The 25,686-nt window shown below is 62.4% G+C and carries 24 protein-coding genes and 1 tRNA gene; 16 read left to right on the forward strand and 9 right to left on the reverse strand.

The window, feature by feature from the left end; translation table 11 throughout:
- Positions 1–61: 61 nt before the first annotated feature.
- The 11 genes from rimP to RHIZ70P_RS03085 all read left to right on the forward strand — a co-directional run bounded on the left by rimP (position 62) and on the right by RHIZ70P_RS03085 (position 12,873).
- A complete protein-coding gene (gene rimP, locus RHIZ70P_RS03035; RefSeq protein WP_115668879.1) occupies positions 62–655 on the forward strand; it encodes a ribosome maturation factor RimP in 594 nt (197 codons plus the stop codon).
- Between the two features lie 58 nt (positions 656–713).
- Entirely contained in the window at positions 714–2,318 is a 1,605-nt protein-coding gene (nusA, locus tag RHIZ70P_RS03040) for a transcription termination factor NusA (protein WP_115668880.1), read from the forward strand.
- Positions 2,318–3,007: an RNA-binding protein gene (locus RHIZ70P_RS03045; protein ID WP_115668881.1), complete on the forward strand. Its 690-nt coding sequence runs from the start codon at positions 2,318–2,320 to the stop codon at positions 3,005–3,007. The genes nusA and RHIZ70P_RS03045 overlap by 1 nt, the downstream gene beginning before the upstream one ends.
- Before the next feature lie 98 nt (positions 3,008–3,105).
- Positions 3,106–5,766 (forward strand): translation initiation factor IF-2, encoded by a 2,661-nt coding sequence (infB, locus tag RHIZ70P_RS03050; protein ID WP_115668882.1) that lies wholly within the window; start codon positions 3,106–3,108, stop codon positions 5,764–5,766.
- Positions 5,767–5,839: 73 nt separating this feature from the next.
- Complete coding sequence (gene rbfA, locus RHIZ70P_RS03055; RefSeq protein WP_028737448.1) at positions 5,840–6,253, forward strand: 30S ribosome-binding factor RbfA; 414 nt, start codon at positions 5,840–5,842, stop codon at positions 6,251–6,253.
- 6 nt (positions 6,254–6,259) lie between these two features.
- Entirely contained in the window at positions 6,260–7,192 is a 933-nt protein-coding gene (truB, locus tag RHIZ70P_RS03060) for a tRNA pseudouridine(55) synthase TruB (protein WP_115668883.1), read from the forward strand.
- A 151-nt stretch (positions 7,193–7,343) separates the two neighbouring features.
- On the forward strand, positions 7,344–7,613 hold the full coding sequence (rpsO, locus tag RHIZ70P_RS03065) for a 30S ribosomal protein S15 (protein WP_034512717.1): 270 nt from the start codon (positions 7,344–7,346) through the stop codon (positions 7,611–7,613).
- 346 nt (positions 7,614–7,959) lie between these two features.
- Positions 7,960–10,104 (forward strand): polyribonucleotide nucleotidyltransferase, encoded by a 2,145-nt coding sequence (gene pnp / locus RHIZ70P_RS03070; RefSeq protein ID WP_115668884.1) that lies wholly within the window; start codon positions 7,960–7,962, stop codon positions 10,102–10,104.
- A 71-nt stretch (positions 10,105–10,175) separates the two neighbouring features.
- Positions 10,176–11,192, forward strand: coding sequence for a class I SAM-dependent methyltransferase (locus tag RHIZ70P_RS03075; protein WP_115668885.1), 1,017 nt, complete (start codon positions 10,176–10,178; stop codon positions 11,190–11,192).
- 137 nt (positions 11,193–11,329) lie between these two features.
- On the forward strand, positions 11,330–12,358 hold the full coding sequence (locus RHIZ70P_RS03080) for an AraC family transcriptional regulator (RefSeq protein ID WP_115668886.1): 1,029 nt from the start codon (positions 11,330–11,332) through the stop codon (positions 12,356–12,358).
- Between the two features lie 302 nt (positions 12,359–12,660).
- Complete coding sequence (locus RHIZ70P_RS03085; protein WP_235842120.1) at positions 12,661–12,873, forward strand: helix-turn-helix transcriptional regulator; 213 nt, start codon at positions 12,661–12,663, stop codon at positions 12,871–12,873.
- 89 nt (positions 12,874–12,962) lie between these two features.
- Here RHIZ70P_RS03085 and fabI read toward each other — a convergent pair whose 3' ends face one another.
- The 3 genes from fabI to fabA are packed head-to-tail and all read right to left on the reverse strand — an operon-like array spanning position 12,963 to position 15,553.
- A complete protein-coding gene (fabI, locus tag RHIZ70P_RS03090; protein ID WP_115668888.1) occupies positions 12,963–13,769 on the reverse strand; it encodes an enoyl-ACP reductase FabI in 807 nt (268 codons plus the stop codon).
- A 4-nt stretch (positions 13,770–13,773) separates the two neighbouring features.
- Positions 13,774–14,997 carry a beta-ketoacyl-ACP synthase I gene (gene fabB / locus RHIZ70P_RS03095; RefSeq protein WP_115668889.1) on the reverse strand — a complete coding sequence of 408 codons (1,224 nt, stop codon included), beginning with the start codon at positions 14,995–14,997 and terminating at the stop codon, positions 13,774–13,776.
- A gap of 40 nt (positions 14,998–15,037) precedes the next feature.
- Positions 15,038–15,553 carry a 3-hydroxyacyl-[acyl-carrier-protein] dehydratase FabA gene (gene fabA / locus RHIZ70P_RS03100; RefSeq protein ID WP_115668890.1) on the reverse strand — a complete coding sequence of 172 codons (516 nt, stop codon included), beginning with the start codon at positions 15,551–15,553 and terminating at the stop codon, positions 15,038–15,040.
- Between the two features lie 307 nt (positions 15,554–15,860).
- Between fabA and irrA the strand changes: the two genes are divergently transcribed.
- Complete coding sequence (gene irrA, locus RHIZ70P_RS03105; protein ID WP_115669056.1) at positions 15,861–16,280, forward strand: iron response transcriptional regulator IrrA; 420 nt, start codon at positions 15,861–15,863, stop codon at positions 16,278–16,280.
- A 33-nt stretch (positions 16,281–16,313) separates the two neighbouring features.
- On the opposite strand, the gene RHIZ70P_RS03110 is transcribed toward irrA, so the two are convergent.
- On the reverse strand, positions 16,314–16,949 hold the full coding sequence (locus tag RHIZ70P_RS03110; protein WP_115668891.1) for a trimeric intracellular cation channel family protein: 636 nt from the start codon (positions 16,947–16,949) through the stop codon (positions 16,314–16,316).
- Between the two features lie 109 nt (positions 16,950–17,058).
- On the opposite strand from RHIZ70P_RS03110, the gene RHIZ70P_RS03115 reads away from it, so the two are divergent.
- Positions 17,059–17,532 carry a hypothetical protein gene (locus tag RHIZ70P_RS03115; protein ID WP_115668892.1) on the forward strand — a complete coding sequence of 158 codons (474 nt, stop codon included), beginning with the start codon at positions 17,059–17,061 and terminating at the stop codon, positions 17,530–17,532.
- Positions 17,533–17,545: 13 nt separating this feature from the next.
- Here the strand turns inward: RHIZ70P_RS03115 and RHIZ70P_RS03120 are convergent, their stop codons facing one another.
- Positions 17,546–18,337, reverse strand: a complete 792-nt coding sequence (locus RHIZ70P_RS03120) for a YdcF family protein (protein WP_115668893.1) — start codon at positions 18,335–18,337, stop codon at positions 17,546–17,548.
- A gap of 169 nt (positions 18,338–18,506) precedes the next feature.
- Between RHIZ70P_RS03120 and RHIZ70P_RS03125 the strand changes: the two genes are divergently transcribed.
- The gene (locus RHIZ70P_RS03125; RefSeq protein ID WP_115668894.1) at positions 18,507–18,701 is read left to right on the forward strand and encodes a hypothetical protein; all 195 of its coding nucleotides are present in this window, start codon (positions 18,507–18,509) and stop codon (positions 18,699–18,701) included.
- On the opposite strand, the gene RHIZ70P_RS03130 is transcribed toward RHIZ70P_RS03125, so the two are convergent.
- From RHIZ70P_RS03130 to RHIZ70P_RS03140, 3 genes are all read right to left on the reverse strand, one after another.
- The gene (locus RHIZ70P_RS03130) at positions 18,695–19,870 is read right to left on the reverse strand and encodes a TMEM43 family protein (RefSeq protein WP_115668895.1); all 1,176 of its coding nucleotides are present in this window, start codon (positions 19,868–19,870) and stop codon (positions 18,695–18,697) included. The two genes, RHIZ70P_RS03125 and RHIZ70P_RS03130, sit on opposite strands and share 7 nt — an antisense overlap.
- 206 nt (positions 19,871–20,076) lie before the next feature.
- A tRNA-Ala gene (locus RHIZ70P_RS03135) sits at positions 20,077–20,152 on the reverse strand.
- A 150-nt stretch (positions 20,153–20,302) separates the two neighbouring features.
- A complete protein-coding gene (locus RHIZ70P_RS03140; protein WP_115668896.1) occupies positions 20,303–20,689 on the reverse strand; it encodes a TIGR02300 family protein in 387 nt (128 codons plus the stop codon).
- 373 nt (positions 20,690–21,062) lie between these two features.
- Between RHIZ70P_RS03140 and cmk the strand changes: the two genes are divergently transcribed.
- Together cmk and rpsA are read left to right on the forward strand one after the other, a co-directional pair.
- Complete coding sequence (gene cmk, locus RHIZ70P_RS03145; RefSeq protein ID WP_115668897.1) at positions 21,063–21,701, forward strand: (d)CMP kinase; 639 nt, start codon at positions 21,063–21,065, stop codon at positions 21,699–21,701.
- 160 nt (positions 21,702–21,861) lie between these two features.
- Positions 21,862–23,565, forward strand: a complete 1,704-nt coding sequence (gene rpsA, locus RHIZ70P_RS03150; RefSeq protein WP_115668898.1) for a 30S ribosomal protein S1 — start codon at positions 21,862–21,864, stop codon at positions 23,563–23,565.
- 103 nt (positions 23,566–23,668) lie between these two features.
- On the opposite strand, the gene RHIZ70P_RS03155 is transcribed toward rpsA, so the two are convergent.
- Positions 23,669–25,471 carry a hypothetical protein gene (locus RHIZ70P_RS03155; RefSeq protein ID WP_115668899.1) on the reverse strand — a complete coding sequence of 601 codons (1,803 nt, stop codon included), beginning with the start codon at positions 25,469–25,471 and terminating at the stop codon, positions 23,669–23,671.
- Positions 25,472–25,686 lie beyond the last annotated feature (215 nt).

A 25,686-nucleotide genomic window follows, 5' to 3' on the forward strand; every position in this document is an offset into this window, starting at 1 on the left:
GGACCCGCTCTTTTTTGTTGGCGATCGGACCTATCCAGGAGTATGACGATTGACTGACAGCATGCCGACGCCGGAAGCCGGCGAAGCACGTATCATCATCGAGACGGGTCTCGACCGGCGCATTGCCGAGATCATCGAGCCGGTTCTGGTTGCCTTGGGATACAAGCTGGTTCGGGCGCGGCTGATGAACCAGAACGGCCTGACGCTGCAGGTCATGGCCGAGAAGAACGACGGAACGATGACCGTGACCGATTGCGAGGAGGTCTCCATGGCCATCTCTCCGGTTCTCGATGTCGAAGACCCCGTCGAAAAGGCCTATCACCTCGAGGTGTCGTCGCCGGGCATCGATCGCCCGATGGTGCGCAAGTCGGATTTCACGCGCTGGCAGGGTCATATCGTCAAGTGCGAGACCTCCATCCTGGTCGACAACCGCAAGCGGTTTCGCGGCAAGATCACCGATGTCGATGCCGACGGCTTCACGCTCGAGCGCGACCAGGTGGCCTATGGCGAGGAGCCGCGGGTGAAGATCCCGTTCAATACGCTCAGCGAAGCGAAGCTGATCCTGACGGACGATCTCATTCGCGATGCGCTTCGCGCCGACAAGCAGGCCAAGGCGCAAGCGGCCAACCAGAACGACGAAGACAGCGACGCATAAAGTTTGACTAACCGCCTCGAGGGCAGCGGCCCCGGCAGGAAGACGGAGACTTAAGACAATGGCAGTCAGTGCTAACCGGCTCGAGCTCTTGCAGATCGCAGATGCGGTCGCCCGTGAGAAAGTCATCGACCGCGAAATCGTCCTTGCCGCGATGGCCGACGCCATCCAGAAGGCCGCCCGCTCGCGCTATGGCTCGGAAACCAACATCCGCGCCGACATCAATTCGAAGACCGGCGAAATCCGCCTGCAGCGTCTTCTCGAAGTCGTCGACACCGTCGAGGATTATTCGACCCAGATCGCTCTGGAACTTGCCCGCGACCGCAACATCGAAGCCAAGATCGGCGACTTCATCGCCGATCCGCTGCCGCCGATGGATTTCGGCCGCATCGCCGCCCAGTCGGCCAAGCAGGTCATCGTGCAGAAGGTGCGCGAAGCCGAGCGTGACCGCCAGTTCGACGAGTTCAAGGACCGCGTCGGCGAGATCGTCAACGGCACCGTCAAGCGCGTCGAATACGGCAATGTCATCGTCGACCTCGGCCGCGGCGAAGGCATCATCCGTCGCGACGAGATGATCCCGCGCGAAGCCTTCCGTTACGGCGACCGCGTTCGCGCCTATGTCTACGACGTGCGCCGCGAACAGCGCGGCCCGCAGATCTTCCTGTCGCGCACCCATCCGCAGTTCATGGTCAAGCTGTTCACCATGGAAGTGCCGGAAATCTACGACGGCATCATCCAGATCAAGTCGGTTGCCCGTGACCCGGGTTCGCGCGCCAAGATCGCCGTCATCTCGAACGACAGCTCGATCGATCCGGTCGGCGCCTGCGTCGGTATGCGCGGTTCCCGCGTCCAGGCCGTCGTCGGCGAGCTTCAGGGCGAAAAGATCGACATCATCCCGTGGTCCAACGATCCGGCTGCCTTCATCGTCAACGCGCTGCAGCCGGCGGAGGTCGCCAAGGTCGTTCTCGACGAAGATGCCGAGCGCATCGAAGTCGTCGTTCCGGACGAGCAGTTGTCGCTCGCCATCGGCCGCCGGGGCCAGAACGTGCGCCTCGCATCGCAGCTGACCGGCTGGGACATCGACATCATGACGGAAGCCGAGGAATCAGAGCGCCGCCAGAAGGAATTCAACGAGCGCACCAACCTGTTCATGGATGCGCTGGACGTCGACGAAATGGTCGGACAGGTGCTCGCCTCCGAGGGCTTCGCCCAGGTCGAGGAAGTCGCCTATGTCGACCTCGAGGAAATCGCCTCGATCGACGGCTTCGACGAGGACACCGCCCAGGAAATCCAGACCCGCGCCCGCGAGTACCTGGAGAAGATCGAGGCGGAAATGGACGCCAAGCGCAAGGAACTCGGCGTGTCCGACGAGTTGCGCTCGATCGACGGCATGACGTCGCAGATGATGGTCGCTCTCGGCGAAGACGGTATCAAGACGGTCGAGGACTTTGCCGGTTGCGCGGCCGACGACCTGGTCGGCTGGAGCGAACGCAAGGACGGCGAGACGAAGAAGTTCGAGGGCCTGTTCTCGAAGTTCGACATTTCGCGGGCCGAGGCCGAGAACATGATCGTCCAGGCACGCTTGGCTGCTGGCTGGATCACCGAGGAAGACCTCGCGACCGAGGCCGTGGCTGAAGAAGAAGCCGAAGGCGAGCAGGAAGCGTGATGATAGACGGGGCGCCGGACACCGCCGACGACGAGGAAGACCTCGATGTGGGCGAAGTGAACGGGCGCATGTGCATCGCCACGCGGGAAGGCGGCTCGCCTGAGACGCTGATCCGGTTCGTGGCGGCACCCGACGGTACCATTGTCCCCGACCTGAAGCGCGCGCTTCCCGGTCGGGGCTGCTGGGTTTCGCCCAGCCGGGCGGCCGTCGACAAGGCCGTGGCGAAGAAACTTTTCGCCCGTGCCTTGAAGCGGGACGTGAAGGTGGACGCCAATCTCGGCGAGACGGTCGACCGGCTGCTGGCCCAGCAACTGGCCGGCATGATGAACCTGGCGCGCAAGGCCGGTCAGTTCGTATCCGGTTCGGCAAAGGTCGAGGCTGCGGTGCGCAGTGGCGAGGCGCTTGCCGTCTTCCATTCGACCGATGCAGCGGCCGATGGCGTGCGAAAGATAGACCAGGCGCGAAAGGCCTGGCACCTCGGCATGGGGACTGACGCGGAAATACCGTCCTACCATCTGCTCTCAGGGGCGGAAATGGACGAACTGATGGGCCAGAATGCGTTTATCCATGCTTGCGCGCTTGCAGGGCAGGCGGGTGAAGGTGTAGTGAAGCGCGCAAACGTGCTTGAACAGTACCGCACTGGCGGACTGTCCCAGAAAAAGGATGTCTCTGACATGCCGAAGCAATGACGTGGCTACCGGTATCAGCCGGACGCTTTATCGGAATGACGAATTGAACGACGAGGTCTGATGCGCCGCATCCGTCCTTGTCCAAGGAACGGAACGGAATGACCGACAACAACGACGACAAGACACTCAGCGCGCCCAAGAAGACCCTCACACTGAAACCGTCAGGCGTGACCCAGGGGACCGTGCGCCAGGATATGGGTCGCGGTCGAACCAAGGCCGTCGTGGTGGAGACGCGCAAGCGCCGCCCGATCCGCCCCGAAGACGAAAAGATCGTAACGCCGGCCGCACCGGTCGCGCGCGCTGCAGAACCCGTGGCAGCACCGGTCGTTCCTTCACGTCCCGCAGCGCCTGCTCAGCAGACCCGCACGCATCAGCCCACCCCACAGCCGCAGCGCCCCACGCCGCAGCCGCCCGTCCGCCAGGAACGCCCGCGCGGCGCCGTCCTGCACGACCTGTCGGCCGGCGAGATGGAAGCGCGCCGTCGCGCCTTGGTCGAAGCCCAGGCTCGCGAAGTCGAGGAAGCCAAGCAGCGCGTCATCGATGAAGCCCGCCGCGTGGCGGAGGCCGAGGAACGCGCGCGCCTGGCTGCCGAAGAGGCTGCCCGCCGTGCTGCCGAACCCCAGCCGGAAGAACCGGCACCTGTCGCCGAAACCCAGGCCGTAGCGCCGGTAGCGGAAACGCGTCCGGGTGCAAAGCCGGCCGCTGCTCCGTCCGCTCCCGCGGCACCGGGCTTTGTGCGTGGCCGCAAGGCCGGCGACGAGGAAGAGGAAGAACGCACCGTCAGCCGCGGCGCGCCGGTTCGTGGCAAGGTCGTTGCTCCGACCCCCGCCAAGGTCCCGCCGCGTCCGAAGGCCGAGGAAGAGCGTCGTCGCGGAAAGCTGACCGTCACCACGGCCAATGTCGACGATGACGGCAACGCCCGCGGTCGCTCAATGGCAGCCCAGCGCCGCCGCCAGGAGAAGTTCCGCCGGTCGCAGATGCAGGAAACGCGTGAAAAGGTCATGCGCGAAGTCATCCTGCCCGAGACCATCACCATTCAGGAACTGTCGCAGCGCATGTCCGAACGCGCCGTCGACGTCATCAAGTACCTGATGAAGGAAGGCCAGATGATGAAGCCGGGCGACGTCATCGACGCCGACCTTGCCGAGCTCATCGCCACCGAATTCGGCCATACGGTCAAGCGTGTTTCGGAATCCGACGTTGAAGAAGGCATCTTCAATGTTGCCGACGACGCAGGTGAACTGGTGTCCCGTCCGCCGGTCGTGACCATCATGGGCCACGTCGACCACGGCAAGACCTCGCTGCTCGACGCCATCCGCAAGACCTCGGTCGTATCGGGCGAAGCCGGCGGCATCACGCAGCATATCGGCGCCTATCAGGTCGAGCAGAACGGCCAGAAGATCACCTTCATCGACACGCCCGGTCACGCCGCCTTTACCGCCATGCGTGCCCGCGGTGCTCAGGCAACCGACATCGCCATTCTGGTGGTTGCCGCCGATGACAGCGTCATGCCGCAGACGATCGAATCGATCAACCACGCCAAGGCGGCCAACGTGCCGATCATCGTGGCGATCAACAAGATCGACAAGCATGAGGCAAATCCGGACAAGGTTCGCCAGCAGCTTCTGCAGCATGAAGTCTTCGTGGAATCCATGGGCGGCGAAGTGCTCGACGTCGAGGTCTCGGCGAAGAACAAGATCAACCTCGACAAGCTTCTCGAAGCCGTCCTGCTGCAGGCCGAAATTCTCGACCTCAAGGCCGATCCGAAGCGCACCGCCGAAGGCACCGTCATCGAAGCCCAGCTCGACCGTGGCCGCGGTGCGGTTGCCACCGTCCTGGTGCAGAAGGGTACGCTGAAGCCCGGTCAGATCATCGTCGCCGGCGACCAGTGGGGCCGCGTGCGCGCACTCGTCAACGACAAGGGCGAACACGTCAAGGAAGCCGGTCCGGCCATGCCGGTCGAAATCCTCGGTCTGTCGGGTACGCCCGCTGCCGGTGACCGCTTCGCCGTGGTCGAGAACGAGGCCCGCGCCCGCGAGATTTCCGAGTATCGCCAGCGTCTGGCCCGCGACAAGGCCGCTGCCCGTCAGTCCGGCCAGCGCGGTTCGCTGGAACAGATGATGACCCAGCTGCAGAATACCGGCTTCAAGGAATTCCCGCTGGTGATCAAGGGCGACGTGCAGGGCTCGGTCGAAGCGATCATCGCGGCTCTCGACAAGCTCGGTACCGACGAGGTTCGGGCCCGCATCGTCCATTCGGGTGCAGGCGCGATCACGGAATCGGATGTCTCGCTTGCCGAGGCATCCAATGCCGCCATCATCGGCTTCAACGTCCGCGCCAACGCCCAGGCCCGCACGGCCTCGGAGCGTGCCGGCATCGAGATCCGCTACTACAACATCATCTACGATCTGGTGGATGACGTGAAGGCTGCGATGTCGGGCCTGCTGTCGCCGGAACGGCGCGAAACCTTCCTCGGCAACGCCGAGATCCTCGAGGTGTTCAACATCACGAAGGTCGGCAAGGTCGCGGGTTGCCGTGTCATCGAAGGCAAGGTCGAACGTGGAGCAGGTGTCCGTCTGGTGCGCGACAACGTCGTCATCCACGAAGGCAAGCTCAAGACACTCAAGCGCTTCAAGGACGAAGTGGCCGAAGTGCCGATGGGCCAGGAATGTGGCATGGCCTTCGAGAACTACGAAGACATCCGCGCCGGCGACACGATCGAGTGCTTCCGCGTGGAACATATCACGCGCACGCTTTAAGGCGACCATCCGCACGGAATAACAGGACGGGCGCCGGACGATCCGGCGCTCGCTTCGTTTAAGGCGAAAAGATATGACCAAACCAACGACTTCCGCGCCCAACCAGCGCATGCTGCGTGTCGGCGAACAGGTGCGCGCGGCGATCTCGCAGGTGTTGCAGCGTGGCGAAGTGCGCGATCCGCTGATCGAAAAGACGGTGATCTCGATCTCCGAAGTCCGCATGTCGCCGGACCTTCGGGTCGCAAACGCCTATGTGACACCGCTCGGCGTTGCCGACCACCAGGCGGTGATCGACGCGCTGAACCACCACGCCAAATATATCCGCGGACGTCTCGGGCCCCAGCTCCGGCAGCTGAAATACATGCCCGAGGTGCGGTTCCGCGACGATACCAGCTTCGACAATTACCAGAAGATCGACGCGCTCTTGCGCTCGCCCGAGGTCCAGCGCGACCTGGGGCACACCGACAGCGACGACGAACAAGAATAGAGGCGCATGTCCAAACCCCGCAAACCCAAGGGCCGGCCGGTTTCCGGCTGGCTGATCCTCGACAAGCCGGTCGATTTCGGCTCGACCGAGGCCGTCTCCAAGATCAAGTGGCTGTTCGACGCGCAGAAGGCCGGTCATGCCGGCACGCTCGATCCGCTCGCCTCCGGCATGCTGCCGATCGCGCTCGGCGACGCCACCAAGACCGTGCCTTACGTCATGGATGGGCGCAAGATCTACGAATTCACCGTAACCTGGGGTGAAGAGCGGACGACCGACGACCTCGAGGGCGAGGCGACGGAAACTTCGGTCAATCGTCCGAGCGAAGAAGCGATCCGCGCCCTGCTGCCAAACTACACCGGTGTGATTTCCCAGATCCCGCCGCAGTTCTCCGCGATCAAGATCGCCGGCGAGCGGGCCTACGACCTGGCGCGCGAAGGCGAAACCGTCGACATCCCCTCGCGTGAGGTGGAGATCTTCCGCCTGACACTGATCGGCTGTCCGGATGTAAACAGCGCACGCTTCGAAGTCGAATGCGGCAAGGGCACGTATGTGCGCTCGCTCGCCCGCGATTTTGGCCGCGACCTGGGCTGCTACGGCCACATTTCGTCGCTCCGGCGGACCTTCGTCGCTCCCTTTGCCGAAGATATGATGGTTCCGCTTGCAGAGCTGACGGCGCTGGAGGCGATCGAAGACAAGCAGGAGCGGCTGGCCGCGCTCGATGCGTTCCTGATCGATACCGGTGAAGCCCTGTCCAGCCTGCCGCACATCGCCATTACCGAAGACCAGGCGCATCGCCTGCGGATGGGCAATCCGATCCTGCTCAGGGGCCGCAATGCGCCGGTCGCAGAGGCTGACGCCTTTGCCACCTGCTTCGGCAAGCTGGTGGCGATCGGTGAGATCGGCGAAGGTGAGTTCCGCCCGCGGCGGGTTTTCACCTGAACCGCGCCCGGACAATCAACACTTTCATTTCGCCACGGGATGCGTTATAGGCACGCCAGCACGGCGGCTTTCCGCCTGCTTTCACGGCCTTTGCTGGACGACATCCCGGCATATGGCGACTTTTTCTCCTGATATTCAGAAAGGATTTCCGATGTCGATCACTGCAGAGCGCAAGGCTGCCCTCATCAAGGAATACGCAACCGTCGAAGGCGACACCGGTTCTCCGGAAGTCCAGGTTGCGATCCTGACCGAGCGGATCAACAACCTGACCGGACACTTCAAGGACCACAAGAAGGATAACCATTCCCGCCGTGGCCTCCTGACGATGGTGTCGAGCCGCCGCTCGCTTCTTGACTACCTCAAGAAGAAGGACGAAGGCCGCTACACGAAGCTCATCACGAGCCTGGGCATTCGCCGCTAAAAAATCTTCCGGCGGACCGTCCTTGCGATGGTCCGCCGGTTCCTTTCGGGGCACCGTCCCGGCGGATCGCAATGGGCAGACTTGCCTGGGGATCCCACGAAAAGGGCAGGCCGGATGGGCCGGTGCTGCCAAAACCAACCGATGACCTGTCATGGGGCAGGATTGCCGGATGCTTTCGCCGAAGACCTTCGGCATCTGTCAGAGAAGATGTCCCAGACCGCTAGGATATCTTTCAGGAGAGCCTCCCGCTGTCTTGCCCGTGATGCGTCAGCATTCCCATGGATGCGAACGGCTCAATTCGAGCCAGGCCTTGAAGGCCCGCAACCGCGGAAGAAGGACAAGACACATGTTTGATATCCATAGCGTGGAAATTGAGTGGGCAGGCCGCCCGCTCAAGCTCGAAACCGGCAAGATCGCCCGTCAGGCCGACGGCGCCGTCATGGCCACCTACGGCGAGACCGTCGTTCTCGCCACCGTCGTTTCGGCCAAGTCGCCGAAGCCGGGCCAGGACTTCTTCCCGCTCACCGTCAACTACCAGGAAAAGACCTATGCCGCCGGCAAGATCCCGGGTGGCTATTTCAAGCGCGAAGGTCGCCCGTCGGAAAAGGAAACGCTGGTTTCCCGCCTGATCGACCGCCCGATCCGCCCGCTCTTCCCGGACGGCTACAAGAACGACACCCAGGTCGTCGTCACCGTCATCCAGCACGACCTTGAAAATGATCCGGACGTCCTGTCCATGGTCGCCGCATCGGCAGCACTGACGCTTTCCGGCGTCCCCTTCATGGGCCCGGTCGGCGGCGCACGCGTCGGCTTCATCAACGGCGAATATGTCCTGAACCCGCATCTCGATGAGATGGACGAGTCGGTTCTCGACCTGGTCGTGGCGGGCACGCAGGACGCCGTCCTGATGGTCGAGTCGGAAGCCAAGGAACTCAACGAAGAGATCATGCTCGGCGCCGTCATGTTCGGCCACAAGGGCTTCCAGCCGGTCATCGACGCGATCATCAAGCTCGCCGAGGTTGCCGCCAAGGAACCGCGCGATTTCGATCCGGAAGACTATTCCGCGCTCGAAGCCGAAATGCTGGCAATGGCCGAAACCGAACTGCGCGACGCCTACAAGATCACCGAGAAGGCCGCCCGTTACGCTGCCGTCGACGCCGTGAAGGCCAAGGTCAAGGCGCATTTCCTGCCGGAGGGCGGCGAAGCCAAGTACACGGCTGAAGTCATCGGCTCGGTGTTCAAGACCCTGCAGGCGAAGATCGTTCGTTGGAACATCCTCGACACCAAGAGCCGCATCGACGGCCGCGACCTGGAAACCGTTCGTCCGATCGTATCGGAAGTCGGCATCCTGCCGCGCACGCATGGCTCGGCCCTGTTCACCCGCGGCGAAACCCAGGCGATCGTGGTTGCCACGCTCGGCACCGGCGAAGACGAGCAGTATGTCGACTCGCTGACCGGCATGTACAAGGAACGCTTCCTGCTGCACTACAACTTCCCGCCCTACTCGGTCGGCGAAACGGGCCGCATGGGCTCCCCGGGCCGCCGCGAAATCGGTCACGGCAAGCTCGCCTGGCGCGCTATCCGCCCGATGCTGCCGTCCGCTGAGCAGTTCCCCTACACGCTGCGTGTCGTCTCCGAGATCACCGAGTCGAACGGATCGTCCTCGATGGCAACCGTTTGCGGCACCTCGCTGGCGCTGATGGATGCAGGTGTTCCGCTGGCCAAGCCGGTCGCCGGTATCGCCATGGGCCTGATCCTCGAAGGAGACCGTTTTGCCGTTCTCTCCGACATTCTCGGTGACGAAGACCATCTCGGCGACATGGACTTCAAGGTTGCCGGCACCTCGGATGGCATCACCTCGCTGCAGATGGACATCAAGATCGCCGGCATCACCGAAGAGATCATGAAGGTGGCTCTGGCCCAGGCGCAGGGCGGCCGCAAGCATATCCTCGGCGAAATGGCGAACGCCATCACCGAAGGCCGCAGCCAACTCGGCGAATTCGCTCCGCGCATCGAAGTGATGAACATCCCGGTCGACAAGATCCGTGAAGTCATCGGTTCGGGCGGCAAGGTCATCCGCGAAATCGTCGAAAAGACCGGCGCCAAGATCAACATCGAAGACGATGGCACGATCAAGATCGCCTCGTCCTCCGGCAAGGAGATCGAAGCGGCCCGCAAGTGGATCCACTCGATCGTGGCCGAGCCGGAAGTCGGCGTGATCTACGAAGGTACCGTTGTGAAGACCGCCGATTTCGGCGCCTTCGTCAACTTCTTCGGTTCGCGTGACGGCCTCGTGCACATTTCGCAGCTGGCATCCGACCGCGTTGCCAAGACTTCCGACGTCGTCAAGGAAGGCGACAAGGTCTGGGTCAAGCTGATGGGCTTCGACGAGCGCGGCAAGGTCCGCCTGTCGATGAAGGCCGTCGACCAGACGACCGGCAAGGAAATCGTCGCCGAGAAGAAGAAGGACGAGGGCGAAGCCGCCGAATAAGCGGCCCCTCACCTTTGAACCAAGGCGCGGAAACCCTTCCGCGCCTTTTTTATTCGCCCGGAGAATCTGCCATGAGCCGCGAAACGCTGAAAACCCTCTTCCATCCCTTTGCCAGCGGCACGGTTGCCGCACCCGGCGATGGTGAACGCTTCCTTTTCCTCGGAGCGGAGGCCGGCTTTGCCACGCCTGCGGAATTTCCGGCGAAGATCGTGCCGGTACAGGGCCATCGCGGCGAGTTCCTGAGGCTGCAGGCCGCACAGCTCGAGCCGATTTCCCGGGTCGAGGGCGAGAATTTCGACGGGGCGCTGGTGCTGCTCGGCAAGCATCGGGGCGAAAACGACAATCGCATTGCGGAAGCCCTCAAGCGGGTGAAGGCGGGTGGATTGATCGTGGTTGCCGGCGGCAAGGAAGATGGGGTGCAGCCGATGCGCAAGCGTCTTGGCGGCCTCGGTATCGAGGCTGAGCACATGCCGAAATACCACGGCGTCGCTCTGTGGTTCAACGCACCGGGCGATGCCAGCGCAGCTGTCGCCAAGCTTGGCGCACGCGATACGCTGGTGGACGGACGCTTCCATACACGCGCCGGCATGTTTTCCCATGATCGTATCGACGACGGCTCCGAGCTGCTGGCAAGCCGCTTGCCTGAGAACTTCGACGGTAATGCCGCGGACTTCGGCGCCGGCTGGGGTTATCTGTCGATCATGCTGGCCGAACGCGCACCGCGCACCGCGCGCATCGATCTGTTCGAGGCCGATTTTGAGGCCCTGGAATGCGCAAAGGCAAATCTTGCGGCCAACTGCCCCAAGCTCTCGGCGCGCTTCTTCTGGCAGGACCTCACCCGCGAACCCGCCAAGGAGAAATACGATCTCGTCATCATGAACCCGCCTTTCCACCAGGGACATGCTGCGGAACCGGGCCTCGGCCAGACGATGATCAAGGCGGCAGCCCAAGCCCTGCGCGGCGGCGGGCAATTGCTGCTGGTTGCCAATCGCGGCCTGCCCTATGAGGGCATCCTCGCCGAAGATTTTCGTGAACACGGCGAGACGTGTCGAAATGCCCGTTTCAAGGTTCTCTGGGCCAAGAAGTAGGCTCTGCGCGGCCTTTATCGGACACTAGCTATTACCGAACGGCATCCGGCTCTTCCGGATGCCTCGTCTCTCGACAAACTGGCGAATGGGACTTAACCTGCGGCGTCATTGGCTTATCATTGGACGCCAGATATTCAATGGCTAATAAATCGATCGCTGACGAACTTACGGCCGTTGCAGGCGTCGCGTCTGCGATTCAGGCGCATGCGCAGTCCTACGGTATCGATATCGGGCCAATCTGCAGCGCCCTGAAGATCGATCCGGATATGTTCCAGAGCCTGACGGCACGCATCAGCCTCGACCGGATATGCCGGCTGCTGGAGGCCTGCGCATTGCTGGCCGATGACGAGGCATTCGGATTGAAATGTGTCGACCGCTTCGTCGCAGGGTCCACCGGGCCGTTCGGCTACGGGTTGATGACGGCGCCGACCGTGCGCGACTTCGTGCGGTTTCTCGCCCTGCACATGCAATATGCGACCTATGCCAGCAATCTGCGCCTGACCATCGACGACCGCGGCGCGTCCTTCTCCTGGTCGTTTGCTCCGGCCATCGTGAAGCGCGACCAATATGTCGACATGGGAATAGCCCTTGCGATGCGGCGGCTGCGCGATATTGCGGGGAGCCGCACCGATCTTGTCGAGGTCGACCTGGAACGGCCTCGGCCGAAATCGCCGCAGGTGTTTCGCGACTATCTCACCAGGAAGCTCCGTTTCGGCTGCCGGGAGAACGCCTTGCGCATTCCCGCGAGCCTGCTTGACATGCACAATCCCAAGGCCGACGCCAGGCTGTTCTCGCTCATGGACATTCAGTGCCGATCCATGTGGCCGAACGCAGATCATCAGGAGGGAAGCTTCATTGATCAGGTGCGCAAGTTCCTGATCTTGCGCATGGCGGAGTCCAATCCATCCTTGAGCGAGATCTCCCCGCATTTCGGCATATCGGAGCGCACCTTCCAGCGCCGGCTCGCCGAAGAGCACACCAGCCTGGCGGAGATCCGTGACGATCTCCGGCGGGAATTGAGTCTCAATCTGCTCACCGAGAGCGAACTGCCGATTGCGGAGATCTGTTATCGGCTGGGCTATTCGGCGCCGAGTGCGTTCACGCGGTCGGTCGCGCGATGGTTCGGTCGTACGCCCAGCGAATTGCGCGGACGCAAGAGTGCCTGATCGCAGCCTCCGGGCTGGTCGCGAAGAGCGCTTTGGCTATTGACAATTGCCACGCGACAGGCAGAATTGCTGACGTTAAGCTGACATCACAGGGCAAACGGTGGCGAAGACCATCGCGTGCGATGGTAAGTATTTGGCGTCCGACGCGAATTGCGCTCGTTGAATTTTACCCTATATAACCGAGAGTAGGCATGTCGCAGTGAGACTTCCGCGACATAGCACCCTTTCAATCTTGGCGATCTCAGAACATCATGGCGAATAGCGATACATCCGCCGGACAGCCGTCCGGTTCGAGAACCGCATTGACCGATGCGGAAGTGAAGTGCCTGACGATGCTCGCGGAAGGCAAGCGTCCGCTGGACATCTGCAATCTGCTGGTGCTGCCCGAGACCGAGGTCGAGGGGATGTTGTCATCCGCCGAACGGAAGCTCGGCGCGCGCAATCGGCTGCATGCGGTCAGCATGGCCATCCTGATGGGCTCGATTGAACTGGAGCACAATCCAAGACCGGAGTAAGCCGGGTTTTCCCGGCTGGCGGACCACTCCGTGTTCATGCCTGGCGCGATATGAGGTCGCGCCAGGCATTTTCGTTTCCCACCGAGCGACTATTCCGCGTCGGTGTTTCGCAGCGTCTCGAGCACAGGCATCGAGGTGATGTTGTAGCCGGCATCGACGTAGTGAATTTCGCCGGTCACGCCACGCGACAGGTCCGACAGCAAATAAAGCGCCGAGTTCCCGACGTCCTCGATCGTCACCGTGCGACGCAGCGGCGCGTTCTTCTGCTGCCACGAGAGCATGGCGCGTGCATCGGAGATTCCGGCCCCGGCGAGCGTACGGATCGGGCCGGCCGAGATGGCATTGACGCGGATGCCGCGCGGACCGTAGTCGCCCGCCAGGTAGCGCACAGAGGCCTCGAGAGCCGCCTTGGCAACGCCCATGACATTGTAGTTCGGCATCACACGCACCGAGCCGCCATAGGTCAGTGTCAGCATGGCGCCGCCTTCCGACATCAGATCGGCCGCGCGTTTGGCGATCTCGGTGAAGGAGAAGCACGAGATCACCATGGTGCGGGTGAAATTGTCCCGGCTGGTATCGGCATACAACCCCTTGAGCTCGTTCTTGTCGGAGAAGCCGATGGCATGAACGATGAAATCGATCTTGCCCCATTTCTCCTTGAGCGCGCCGATCACGGCGTCGACGGACGCGATATCCTCCACATCGCAAGGCAGCAGGAAGTCCGAACCCAGTTCGGCTGCCAGCGGCTTCACCCGCTTGCCGAGCGCCTCGCCCTGATAGGTGAAGGCCAGTTCCGCGCCGGCGCGGCTCAGAGCCTGGGCGATGCCCCAGGCGATCGAGTGGCTGTTCGCGACGCCCATGATGAGGCCGCGTTTTCCCTGCATGGAAGCAATCATTCCGTTATCCATTCTGACGCTGGAAGACCAGGGTTGCGTTGGTGCCGCCGAAGCCGAAGGAGTTGGACAGAACGGTGTCGATCTTGGCATTGTCGATGCGCTGGCGAACGATCGGCACGCCGTCGAATTCCGGGTCGAGCTCGGTGATGTGAGCGCTCTCGCCGATGAAACGCTCCTGCATCATCAGCAGGCCATAGATCGATTCCTGCACGCCGGCAGCACCCAGCGAATGGCCGGTGAGCGACTTGGTCGACTGGATGTGCGGGATCTTGGCGCCGAACACTTCGCGGATCGCGCCGATTTCCTTGCTGTCGCCGACCGGCGTCGAAGTCCCGTGGGTGTTGATGTAGTCGACCTCACCCTTCACGGTGGAGAGCGCCTGGCGCATGCAGCGGATCGCCCCCTCGCCCGACGGCGCGACCATGTCGTAGCCGTCCGAAGTCGCGCCATAGCCGACGATTTCGGCGTATATCTTGGCACCGCGCGCCTTGGCGTGTTCCAGTTCCTCGAGCACCAGCACGCCGGCACCGCCCGCGATGACGAAACCGTCGCGCGATGCATCATAGGCCCGCGATGCCGTCGAAGGGGTATCGTTGAACTTGGAGGACATGGCGCCCATGGCGTCGAACAGATCGGACATGGTCCAATCGAGATCCTCGTGGCCGCCGGCGAACATCATGTCCTGCTTGCCCCACTGGATCATCTCATAGGCGTTGCCGATGCAATGAGCCGAGGTCGAGCAAGCCGACGAGATCGAGTAGTTGACACCGTGGAGCTTGAACCAGGTGGCGAGTGTCGCGGACGCCGTCGAGGACATGGCCTTCGGCACGGCAAAAGGACCGATCCGCTTGGGGCTGTTGTTCTGGCGTACGATGTCGGCGGCCTCGACGATGGTGCGGGTGGAGGGGCCGCCCGAACCCATGATGATGCCGACGCGTTCGTTCTGCGCGTAGTCGGCTTCTTCCAGACCGGCATCGGCGATCGCCTGCTTCATGGCGACATGGTTCCAGGCACCGCCCTGGGAGAGGAAACGCATGGCGCGGCGGTCGACGTGCTCGGTCGGATCCAGCGCGGGCTTGCCCCAGACCTGGCACTTGAAGCCGTGCTCGGCGAAATCGGGAGAAAAGCTGATACCCGACTTTGCCTCGCGCAGGGATGTGGTCACCTCCGCGGCGTCGGCACCGATGGAGGACACGATCCCAAGTCCCGTTACAACTACCCGTCTCATCTCTCAGACCTTCTCAATCTCGCAATTGGACAGAGCCCTTTCAGGCCGTCTTTTCCTTCGACAGGCCGACGCGAAGGTCGGTCGCCTGGTAGATGGTCTCGCCATCCGCCTTCAGCCAACCATCGGCGGTGCCCAGCACGAGCCGACCGCGCATGACGCGCTTGAAATCGATCCCGTATTCGAGCAGCTTGGTGGTGGGCCGCACCATGCCCTTGAACTTGACCTCACCGGTGGACAGCGCCATGCCGCGGCCGGGCTCGCCCAGCCAGCCGAGGAAGAAGCCGGTCAACTGCCACATGCCGTCGAGGCCCAGACAGCCCGGCATGATGGGATTGCCCTGGAAATGGCAGGGAAAATACCAGTCGTCCGGACGGACGTCATATTCGGCGCGGATATAGCCCTTGTCGAATTCGCCACCCGTTTCGGAAATGTCGGTGATCCGGTGGACCATCAGCATCGGCGGCAGCGGAAGCTGGGCGTTGCCGGGGCCAAAAAGTTCGCCGCGACCGCAGGCGAGGATTTCCTCGTAATTATAGCTGGATTGTCTTGGTGCCATTTTCTTCTTCTTCCCCCCTCAGGCTTCGCGTTCACGGACCCTTAGAGCAAGATAGGGACAAATTGAAGTCTCACAATAGCCGACATGAAGTCGCGGATGGCTTACCCGATCCGCCGCCATTGGATGACTTTAGCCGTCGCATACAGGAACCACCCTTTCAGGACCAGATCAAAAACAACCAGATCGCGGCTTTTTCGGCACTTTGTAAACCCCTTGCCCGGTAGAAACTATTGAAAGGGCGGCGCGTAAAAGTTATATCCTCGGATGAAGTCCGTCGAAGGACCAACAGGCAATGCGGAGCGTCTTGATGACGACGGAAGACCGTAGACATACGGAATTGAAATTGCGCGAGTGCGGCCTGCGGCCCACACGGCAACGCATTGCACTCGCGAGCCTGCTGTTCGCCAAGGGCGACCGTCACCTGACCGTCGAAGAACTGCATGAGGAAGCGCTTGCCGCCCGCGTGCCGGTTTCGCTCGCCACGGTCTACAACACGCTTCACCAGTTCACCGAGGCGGGCCTCATCCGTGTGCTCACGGTGGAAAGCACCCGAACCTATTTCGACACCAACGTGTCCGACCATCACCATTTCTTCGTCGAGGGCGAGAACGAGGTTCTCGATATCCCGCTCAACAACATCTCGATCGAGAATTTGCCGGAGCCGCCGGAAGGCATGGAAATCGCCCATGTCGACGTGTTGATCCGCCTGCGGCCGAAGAATCGCTGAACGCCCGGCGCTCACGCCTTTCCCTTTCCTGCTCTACAATACGTCCTCCGGTGACCGGCCGGGCCGTGAGTTGTAGCGCGGAATGCTCCAACCGAAGCGCAGTGCGCCACCTCGGATAGCAAACGCAGTGGCCGCACCCAGAACCGAGGCGGCGAGAAGCGGCAGACCGAAGGCCGTGGCTGCGGTGAAGACACAGGCTCCCGCCAGGGCCGCGGTAACATAGATTTCCGGACGCAGCAGCACCGAGGGCTCCCCGGCGATGATATCCCGGAGAATGCCGCCGAAGGTGGCGGTCAGCGTGCCGGTGACGATTGCCACCGTGGGCGATCCTGTCGCGGCAAGCCCCTTGGCAGCCCCCATCACGCAATAGGCCGAAAGCCCGATGGCATCGAGCCAGATCAAAAGCCGGTAACGCGATTCGAACAGATGGGCGGTGAAGAAGACCAGGACGCCGACGAAGGCGCAGACGAGGACATAACCCGGATCGCGCACCCAGAAGACCGGAACGGTGCCAAGCACGAGGTCGCGCAGCGTTCCCCCGCCAATCCCAGTCACGGCCGCCAAAAACAGAAATCCGATCACGTCCAGATCCTTGCGCGAGGCGGAAAGCGCCCCGGTCGCGGCGAACACGGCGACACCGGCATAGTCGAGAAATCCAAGCAGCGTCATTTCAGCCCTTTCCGGCGAAAGCGTTTGGAAACCGTAACGGCGTCAGGGCCGCACAAGCACCGCGACATAGGGTAGAAGAATGAGACTTCATCTTCCCGGGACGTTTGCCGTGAAATACCTGCTTCTTGCCTTTCTGCAAATCGCGTTTTTGCTGACCGCGAATTCCGCATCATACGGCCAGCAGCAACTCATCAGTGATCCCGAGATCTATGAAAAGCAACATTTCCAGAAGCGTTGTGCCGAGGCGAAGTTCGGTCCGGCCTTCATCACACGGCTGGACATCAACAATGACGGGATCAAGGATGTCGTGGTCAATGATGGCGAACTCGTCTGCGACGGCGTGCGCGGCCCGGACTGTACCGATGACGGCTGCCCCTATAACTTCTATCTGCAGGTGAAGGAGGGCGGTTACTTCATGATCGCCACAGCCAAGATGTATGGCTATGACTTCATCAAGCGCTTCGGCAACATGGTCTTCGTGATGCAGATGCATCCGCGCTTCTGCGAGCGCACCGACGAGGCACCGTGTGCAATCACGGTGCGCGTGAAGGGCACCAAGTTCCTGACCATTTCGAAGAAATGATGCCAAGGGGTGCTCAAGGGCCCGGATACAACACTCTGATCCGGCCGGTGAGGTAATAGGCGGCAAGGCCGATGGCCTCGCGCATGGCGGTCGCGGTCTGCTGCGCATTGAGCGTGGGCTGGGTGAAATCCACGCCAAGCCTGACCGTGCCGCTGGTGCGGTAATCCGTCGGCCAGGGCGTGACCGGCACGCCCGCCGCGCGAAACAGGCCGATGGCGCGCGGCATGTGGAAGGCCGAGGTAATCAGCAGGCAGTTGTCCAACCGTCTATCCGAAAGCAGCGAACGGCTATTGGTGACATTTTCCGCGGTGGTGCGCGATGCCGTCTCGCGCACAAGCCGGTCCGAAGCGATGCCGAAGGTCGAGAAGAAGCGCGCGGAGGCGACGGCATCGCCCTCATACTCACCGCTCAGGGACCCATCACCGCCCGATACGAGAATGACCGCCTCGGGGAAGCGGCGGGCAAGGCGCAGGGCCTCGACAAAGCGGTCGGCCGCCTGGTTCATCTCGATCCCGCCGCGGGTCGTCGTCACCTCTGTCTCAAAGGCACCGCCGAGCACGATCATGCAACTGAGCGCTTGCGGATCACCTTCAGGCTTTGGAAAGCGTGCCTCCAGCCCCTGCAGAACGAAGGAACCGGTCGTCGTATAGAGCGTCAGGAACAGGACGAGAAGCGCCAAGGCTGACAGCGCCAGGCCGCCACGGCGAAGACCACTCAGGATCGCGACGACGGCGAGCAGGATTGCCAGGAAAGCCAGCGACAGCGGTTGGGCGAAGACCCAGAACAGCTTGGAAACGATGAACATTCTTTCCACCCTTGGTGTCCGGGGCACCACATGCCGCAGCGCGCGGCATTTCGCCCAGGGCCTGGCCCCAAGAGGCATTCCTGCGGCGACAGCCTCGCTCAAGGCAGGTCACTTAAGCCTCCAACACTCGAAAATAAAGACTTTTACGCGATTGAATTTTGGGGGGCCCATGCGCTTCGCAATCGATACACTCGACGAGGCGGGCAATAGCCGGATCTTTATCGGCGTGCCTCTTGGAAGATCAGGCGACAAGCTTCGCGTTCAACTCCGCAACGGCGAAGCGGAGCTGGACATCGACCGCATCACCGACTGGTTCCAGATCGACCAGGCGACGAGAGAGGATCGGGGCGAACTGTTCTATTGAGCCGCCGACGGAGCGGCGTTCGGCCGGCCGGCCGCACGTCGACGAAGCCAGACCACGGCGAAGGCAATGAGCCCGCCGGCCAACAACAATCCAATCGACAAGAGCGGCCGATAGGCGAACCAGCCGATGGCGATGACCAGCGGCCCGACCAGCACGGTCAGCACGAAGGCGACCATCCCCGTGCCGAAGCGCACCAGCGAGCCGGCGACCGGAACGACGTCGGCGATGACGCCGAGGATCGAGAAGAACAGGCTGAATCCGACCATAAGGCCGATCATTCCACCGACGCGGATCAGCCACATGATCATCGTGTTTTCGGCCTGGGCGGTATCGAACATTTCCGCAGCACTCGCCTTTCCGGCTGCACTCAGGAAGATTTCCCGACCATTCGAGGCGGTGAACGGTTCTAGCCAGCCCTCGCTCTGCGCCGCCACGAAACTCGCCTCGGGAAGGTCCGACCGGCTGTATCGAATGCGCAGATCGCCGACCCGCGACTGGGCAGGGTTCATGCCGACATAGAATCCGGCACGGTCGAGATGCACTTGTCCGGACAGAACCTGTTCGGCGCGCGCAACGTCCGCTTCCGTCAGCCTAAGGTCGGTCTGCGTGCCGAGGGCCGCGACACTCTCGCCGGACACGGCAAAGGCGCCGACCCTGGCGCTATCGACGGCAAAGGACTGGTCCTCGACCGCCAGCTCCGGATTCTCGTGTCCCTCCGGCTGGCGGAAGTCGCCCGAATTCTCGCGTCCGGACTTCCATTCCTTTGTGTAGGTATAGGTCGTGACGGTTTCCTGGCTGCCACCCAGCTTGGTTTCGGAGCGCGATTCGCTCTTCTCCACCCACTGGTACATCTCTACCTCGCGGAGGACCGCCACGGCGCCGTGGGCGGAAATGCCGAATTCGGGATCGGCCGGGACACCGTCCGGCGTCACCTTGCCCGAGACATGGATGAGCTTTCCCTCGTTCGACGGCGCTATCTCATCGGCACTGACCGAGACAACGATGCCGGCGCCTTCGGTCAGCGCCCGATAGGCCTTGATCGACCGGCCTTCGTTCCAGAACAGGGCCCAGATGGCCACCACAACCAGGATGATGCCGATGACCGCACCGATCAATGCGTTCTTCAATCGCGCCAACCACGATGTCCGTGTCGTTTCCGTGAAGCTCATGTCACCCTCGCCCTGCGGCAACACGATATCGCGTGCCCGATGCCTGTAGGCGATTTCCTAGGCGAATCTCCGGACTGCAGCAAGCGACGCGCGGGCCTGATGCCTGACTTGTTTTGGCAAAGGGGTCGACGGCAGAAACAAACCGCGCATCTCGCGACACCTAAGGCAAGGCCGTCCAAACGGATAGGTTTTATTCAGGGAAGATTTGGTGGAGCTAAGCGGGATCGAACCGCTGACCTCTTGCATGCCATGCAAGCGCTCTCCCAGCTGAGCTATAGCCCCATACCATGGGTCCGGCAGTGCCGGTTCCGGGACCCTGTCGAACAAACTGTCCGGCGGGGTGGCGGCTTATTACTTCCGGTGTTCGGAGATGGCAAGCCGAAAATTGCAGGCTCGGAAATTTTTTCGTTTTCCGAGCCTGGCAGCGGTCGATCAGACTTCGTCGTCGTCGCCGGTGACGCCGATGATGCCGGTCATGTCGTCGTCGTCATCGTCTTCGTCGGCTTCGAGGAAGGTGTCGTCATCATCATCGTCGAGTTCGACGTCGTCGTCGCCGATATCCGGAATGTCGTCATTGCCGCCGTTGTCGTCCGCGTCCTCGAGCGAGACGAGCTCGACTTCGGTGTTTTCGGCGTCGACTTCAGCCACCTCTTCCTCTTCCGCCTTCTCCATGATCGTGGCGACCGAGGTCTCCTCGAAATAGGAAAGCGGCCAGGATTTGCCGGTGTAAGGCGATACGACCGGATCCTTGTTCAGATCGTAAAATTTCTTCCCCGTGTCCGGGCAGGTGCGTTTGGTGCCAAGTTCTGCTTTCGCCACTGTCAAAGCCTCTTGAAGTCCTGAAGAATATACCGGCGCGTGCGGTCAATCCGGTCTTACCCGGTGAAACTGTTAGCGGGTCCCCATAGTCGTTGCAATCTCTTCTGTCAAAGGCAAACTTCGCAAGCCGTCGGCGAGCTTTTTGGCCATCCGGGGATGACCGTGTCACCGCCATGTGTTAACCAGCGCGAAAACAGCGTCGGCGTTCGCCTCCGGTGTTTCGCACGAAGGCCGGCCGGAGGAAAACCTGCATGGCGCTTGGAGCTTACCGCCCACCGGTGGCGCCCCTTCCTCCGCGACAGTATGAGGGCAGCCGGGGCCAGGGTGTCCGGGTGGACCACGACATTCGAAATCGGGCAAGGCAGAGTTTACAATGACGTCTTTCACCATCGCCATTGACGGGCCGGCTGCGGCGGGCAAGGGAACGCTTTCGCGGCTGGTCGCGGAGCATTATGGCTTCCACCATCTCGATACCGGCCTGACCTACCGCGCCGTCGCCAAGGCGCTGCTCGATGCCGGCCTGCCGCTGGACGACGAGGCCATCGCGGAAAAGACGGCGCTGGAGATCGAGCTTGCCGGGCTCGACCGATCCGTTCTCGCACAACACGCTATTGGCGAGGCCGCATCCAGGATCGCCGTCATGCCCGCCGTGCGCCGCGCCCTTGTCGCCGCCCAGCGCCGGTTCGCCGCCAGAGAGCCCGGCACCGTGCTCGACGGCCGCGACATCGGCACGGTCGTCTGCCCCGACGCGCCGGTGAAGCTCTACGTCACTGCCTCGCCCGACGTGCGCGCCCGGCGTCGTTACGACGAGATCATCGCCGCGGGCGGTTCGGCTGAGTTTGACACGGTCTTCGCCGATGTGAAGAAGCGCGACGCGCGCGACATGGAGCGCGCCGACAGCCCTTTGAAACCTGCGGACGATGCGCACTTGCTAGACACGTCGGAAATGAGTATAGACGCGGCATTCCGGGCGGCCCGAGACATCATCGACGCTGCCTTGAAGACAGATTGAACTGCGGAACCCGGCTTGCCGGGAACCTTGATCGAACCAGCCGATATGATCGTCCCCGCGCCGGACAGCCCTTTGAAGGGCGGACGATCTGTCAGGCTTCGTTAAACTCGAACCCCCCGGCGCATACCGCGTCCTTGATTGGATGCGTTTAGGAGATTTCATGTCTGTTTCTACTCCCTCGCGCGATGATTTCGCGGCAATGCTCGAAGAGTCCTTTGCCAAGACCGATCTGGCAGAAGGCTATGTCACCAAGGGCATCATCACGGCCATCGAGAAGGACGTCGCCATCGTCGACGTCGGCCTCAAGGTCGAAGGCCGGATCGCGCTCAAGGAATTCGGCGCCCGTGCCAAGGACGGCACGCTGAAGGTCGGCGACGAAGTCGAAGTCTATGTCGAGCGCATCGAAAACGCTCTCGGCGAAGCTGTTCTGTCGCGCGAGAAGGCTCGTCGCGAAGAAAGCTGGATCAAGCTGGAAGCCAAGTTTGAAGCCGGCGAGCGCGTTGAAGGCGTCATCTTCAACCAGGTCAAGGGCGGCTTCACGGTTGACCTCGACGGCGCCGTTGCCTTCCTTCCGCGTAGCCAAGTCGACATCCGTCCGATCCGCGACGTCACCCCGCTGATGCACAACCCGCAGCCCTTCGAAATCCTCAAGATGGACAAGCGTCGCGGCAACATCGTTGTTTCGCGCCGTACGGTTCTCGAAGAGTCGCGTGCCGAGCAGCGTTCTGAAATCGTTCAGAACCTCGAAGAAGGCCAGGTTGTTGACGGCGTCGTCAAGAACATCACCGATTACGGTGCGTTCGTTGACCTCGGCGGCATCGACGGCCTGCTGCACGTCACCGACATGGCATGGCGCCGCGTCAACCATCCGTCGGAAATCCTGTCCATCGGCCAGTCGGTCAAGGTACAGATCATCCGCATCAACCAGGAAACCCACCGCATCTCGCTCGGCATGAAGCAGCTCGAGTCGGATCCGTGGGATGGCATTGCCGCCAAGTACCCGGTCGGCAAGAAGATCTCCGGTACCGTCACGAACATCACCGACTACGGTGCGTTCGTCGAGCTGGAGCCGGGCATCGAAGGCCTGATCCACATCTCGGAAATGTCCTGGACGAAGAAGAACGTTCATCCCGGCAAGATCCTTTCGACCACGCAGGACGTCGACGTCGTCGTTCTCGAAGTCGATCCGTCGAAGCGCCGCATCTCGCTCGGTCTCAAGCAGACCCTCGAGAACCCGTGGCAGGCATTTGCCTACAGCCACCCGGCCGGCACTGAAGTTGAAGGCGAAGTCAAGAACAAGACCGAATTCGGCCTGTTCATCGGCCTCGAAGGCGACGTCGACGGCATGGTTCACCTCTCCGACCTCGACTGGAACCGTCCGGGCGAACAGGTCATCGAGGAGTTCAACAAGGGTGACGTGGTCAAGGCCGTCGTTCTCGACGTCGACGTCGAGAAGGAACGCATCTCGCTCGGCATCAAGCAGCTCGGCAAGGACTCGGTCGGCGACGCCGCCGCTTCCGGCGACCTGCGCAAGAACGCCGTCGTTTCGTGCGAAGTCATCGGCATCAACGATGGCGGTATCGAAGTGAAGCTCGTCAACCACGAAGACATCACCTCGTTCATCCGTCGCGCCGATCTCTCCCGCGACCGCGACGAGCAGCGTCCGGAACGCTTCTCGGTCGGCCAGATCGTCGATGCCCGCGTGACCAACTTCTCCAAGAAGGATCGCAAGGTCATGCTGTCGATCAAGGCCCTGGAAATCGCTGAAGAGAAGGAAGCCGTCGCACAGTTCGGTTCGTCCGACTCGGGCGCTTCGCTCGGCGACATTCTCGGCGCGGCTCTGAAGAACCGCGGCGGCGAATAAGCCTCGACACTGCTGAAATGAAAGAGCCCGCCGGTCATCGACCGGCGGGCTTTTCGTTGGGATGAATGAGGCGCGGCAGGCGTATCCCGGGCTGCCGCCAGCCTCAGGACCAGCCGGCCATCCGCCAATACAGATCGTTCGGCGTTTCGCCCTCGACACCAGCCGCGATCTGGCCCGCGCCTCCGTCGTCGCTCAGCTCTTGCCGGGCGCCGGTGTCCTCCTGCGCCTCGCCCTCCGTTTCGTCATCGCCTGGCTCTTCGGCAAAATCATCGGCACCATCGTCCTTTGCTTCCTCGCCCTGCTCGTCGCTGAAGCGGTGCTTCAATTCCATCTTCTCGGCGATTTCGTCGGCAGCGAAGAGATAATTGATCACCGGCAGCGGTACGCCTTCACGTCCGGCAACGGTCTGACGTTGCAGGGCGATCTCGGAATCGGGGAGTTCGCTTGCGGTGCTCTCCTGGGGCGATGGTTCACCTTCGACGCTTTCAGCATTGGCGGCGGCACTTTCCAGCTCTTCCGGCGTGTCATCGACAGGGTGCCCCGCATGGCCGGCCTCCCCGGCATCGAAGTCGTCCTGGCCGGCGGTGAGGCCGATGTCCTGCGGCGCTTTATCATCCTCGGCGCTGCCTGCTTCCCCAAAGCCGAACACGCGCGCCGGATCGGGGCCGCCGTCACCATCTGCCGGCAGAGGCGAAGGCAGAAGCGCTTCGGCGCCGCTCAAATCCTCCTCCGTCCAACCCTTGAGGACGAAAAGCGTCTCTGTCTTGGCTTGCGCCTTCGGCTGTTCCCGGGTGTCCGGCAGCTCCTCGCCAAACTCTGCCGACGGCAGAGGTGCAATCGGATCAGCCTTCTCGGCGTGTGAAGCGGTTTTGGAAGGAACCGGTCCGGCTTCGGCCTCTATCATTTCGGCAGGAATCACGCGCCCGACGGTCCCGGCGGCCTTGCCGGGCTCCTCGGCACCCCTCTGGCTCTGCGCCATGAGCACATCGGCCTCACTGACACGCTTGCCGTCCAGGCGCGTCGTGAGGTCCTTTGAAGGATCGATGCCATCGCTGCCCCGGCGCAGCTCGGGGGTCGCGAGTTCTGCCGGCAGACGTGGCTCTATACGCTCTCCGCCATGGGCCATGGCGGTCTGCAGCGCGCGGGCCGCCGCGAGCTTCAGTACCTTGCTGGATCGCTCGTCCGGCATGCTGAAAAGCCGGCCGCGCGCGACCGGCGCCATCGGGTCGTCGGGCCCCTCGCCATCGAACCGCATATCTTCACTTCGCGTGGCCTGCTGCTGTGGCACTTGCTGCGGCCGTGCAGGCGGGCCGCTCGGCTGCGCCGTGGTAGGGGCGGGGCTCATGGGGGTCGCAACGATCGGGGCCGCAAGCGGCATTGTCGCCGGGCGGCTCTCTCCGGCATTCTGCCGATAGGACGTGATCACCGTGCGGGCGGCGAGATCCTTGTCCTTGATACGGTGAAGCTCCAGATAGATTGCAAGCGTGGCCGCCTCCGGCCCGGCCGGATTGCGGAAGGCGTCCATCAACGTGCGCAATTGCAAGCCGCCAAACATCTGCGACAACTGTCGCTGGACCGATTGCCGAGCCTGCGGCGCCAACTCGCCCAGCGCCTGGACGAGACGCCCGATATAGGCCCTAGGGGCCTCGCCCTCCAGCCGCTCCATGCCGAGCCGAGCGCCCAGCAGGTTGACCAGCAGGACCAGGTTTTCGGACACCTGCTCCCGGCCGGACAGCATGAGAAGGTTGAGGCGGCCGGCGATCGCCGCGCTCTGCTCCAGCGCGTTTGCAGCATGCGGCACCAAGGGCCGCGGACGGACTGCCTCCTCGGCCGCACCGTCTTGCGCGGCACGCGGGTCCTGGAAGGCCATGGATGAATTGGTAACGGCATTGACCGGAGGCAGCATGGCAGCTCCCCATCCTGCAATTGGCTGACGTTTCACTGGCAATAACGGTTCGCTCATGCGACCGGATTGGACCCGTCGACGACGACGGCGCTTTCAAGGAGGGGCCTGCCCTGTCCTTGATCCCGTACCCTGCGGCACAAGTGTTAATAAAGCATTAACCATAATTGCGACGTCTTGCCTTGCCGCCCAAGGGGGTGTCGCGTACAGCTTTTGGC

The organism is Paenirhizobium selenitireducens ATCC BAA-1503, assembly GCF_900492185.1.
Classification (GTDB): domain Bacteria; phylum Pseudomonadota; class Alphaproteobacteria; order Rhizobiales; family Rhizobiaceae; genus Allorhizobium; species Allorhizobium selenitireducens_A.

What these genes read in the sequence shown, in the direction of transcription:
- rimP (WP_115668879.1), top strand. Translation starts at nt 62, where the DNA reads ATGCCGACGCCGGAAGCCGGCGAAGCACGTATCATCATCGAGACGGGT.
- nusA (WP_115668880.1), top strand. Translation starts at nt 714, where the DNA reads ATGGCAGTCAGTGCTAACCGGCTCGAGCTCTTGCAGATCGCAGATGCG.
- RHIZ70P_RS03045 (WP_115668881.1), top strand. Translation starts at nt 2,318, where the DNA reads ATGATAGACGGGGCGCCGGACACCGCCGACGACGAGGAAGACCTCGAT.
- infB (WP_115668882.1), top strand. Translation starts at nt 3,106, where the DNA reads ATGACCGACAACAACGACGACAAGACACTCAGCGCGCCCAAGAAGACC.
- rbfA (WP_028737448.1), top strand. Translation starts at nt 5,840, where the DNA reads ATGACCAAACCAACGACTTCCGCGCCCAACCAGCGCATGCTGCGTGTC.
- truB (WP_115668883.1), top strand. Translation starts at nt 6,260, where the DNA reads ATGTCCAAACCCCGCAAACCCAAGGGCCGGCCGGTTTCCGGCTGGCTG.
- rpsO (WP_034512717.1), top strand. Translation starts at nt 7,344, where the DNA reads ATGTCGATCACTGCAGAGCGCAAGGCTGCCCTCATCAAGGAATACGCA.
- pnp (WP_115668884.1), top strand. Translation starts at nt 7,960, where the DNA reads ATGTTTGATATCCATAGCGTGGAAATTGAGTGGGCAGGCCGCCCGCTC.
- RHIZ70P_RS03075 (WP_115668885.1), top strand. Translation starts at nt 10,176, where the DNA reads ATGAGCCGCGAAACGCTGAAAACCCTCTTCCATCCCTTTGCCAGCGGC.
- RHIZ70P_RS03080 (WP_115668886.1), top strand. Translation starts at nt 11,330, where the DNA reads ATGGCTAATAAATCGATCGCTGACGAACTTACGGCCGTTGCAGGCGTC.
- fabI (WP_115668888.1), bottom strand. Translation starts at nt 13,769, where the DNA reads ATGATTGCTTCCATGCAGGGAAAACGCGGCCTCATCATGGGCGTCGCG.
- fabB (WP_115668889.1), bottom strand. Translation starts at nt 14,997, where the DNA reads ATGAGACGGGTAGTTGTAACGGGACTTGGGATCGTGTCCTCCATCGGT.
- fabA (WP_115668890.1), bottom strand. Translation starts at nt 15,553, where the DNA reads ATGGCACCAAGACAATCCAGCTATAATTACGAGGAAATCCTCGCCTGC.
- irrA (WP_115669056.1), top strand. Translation starts at nt 15,861, where the DNA reads ATGACGACGGAAGACCGTAGACATACGGAATTGAAATTGCGCGAGTGC.
- RHIZ70P_RS03110 (WP_115668891.1), bottom strand. Translation starts at nt 16,949, where the DNA reads ATGACGCTGCTTGGATTTCTCGACTATGCCGGTGTCGCCGTGTTCGCC.
- RHIZ70P_RS03120 (WP_115668893.1), bottom strand. Translation starts at nt 18,337, where the DNA reads ATGTTCATCGTTTCCAAGCTGTTCTGGGTCTTCGCCCAACCGCTGTCG.
- RHIZ70P_RS03125 (WP_115668894.1), top strand. Translation starts at nt 18,507, where the DNA reads ATGCGCTTCGCAATCGATACACTCGACGAGGCGGGCAATAGCCGGATC.
- RHIZ70P_RS03130 (WP_115668895.1), bottom strand. Translation starts at nt 19,870, where the DNA reads ATGAGCTTCACGGAAACGACACGGACATCGTGGTTGGCGCGATTGAAG.
- cmk (WP_115668897.1), top strand. Translation starts at nt 21,063, where the DNA reads ATGACGTCTTTCACCATCGCCATTGACGGGCCGGCTGCGGCGGGCAAG.
- rpsA (WP_115668898.1), top strand. Translation starts at nt 21,862, where the DNA reads ATGTCTGTTTCTACTCCCTCGCGCGATGATTTCGCGGCAATGCTCGAA.
- RHIZ70P_RS03155 (WP_115668899.1), bottom strand. Translation starts at nt 25,471, where the DNA reads ATGCTGCCTCCGGTCAATGCCGTTACCAATTCATCCATGGCCTTCCAG.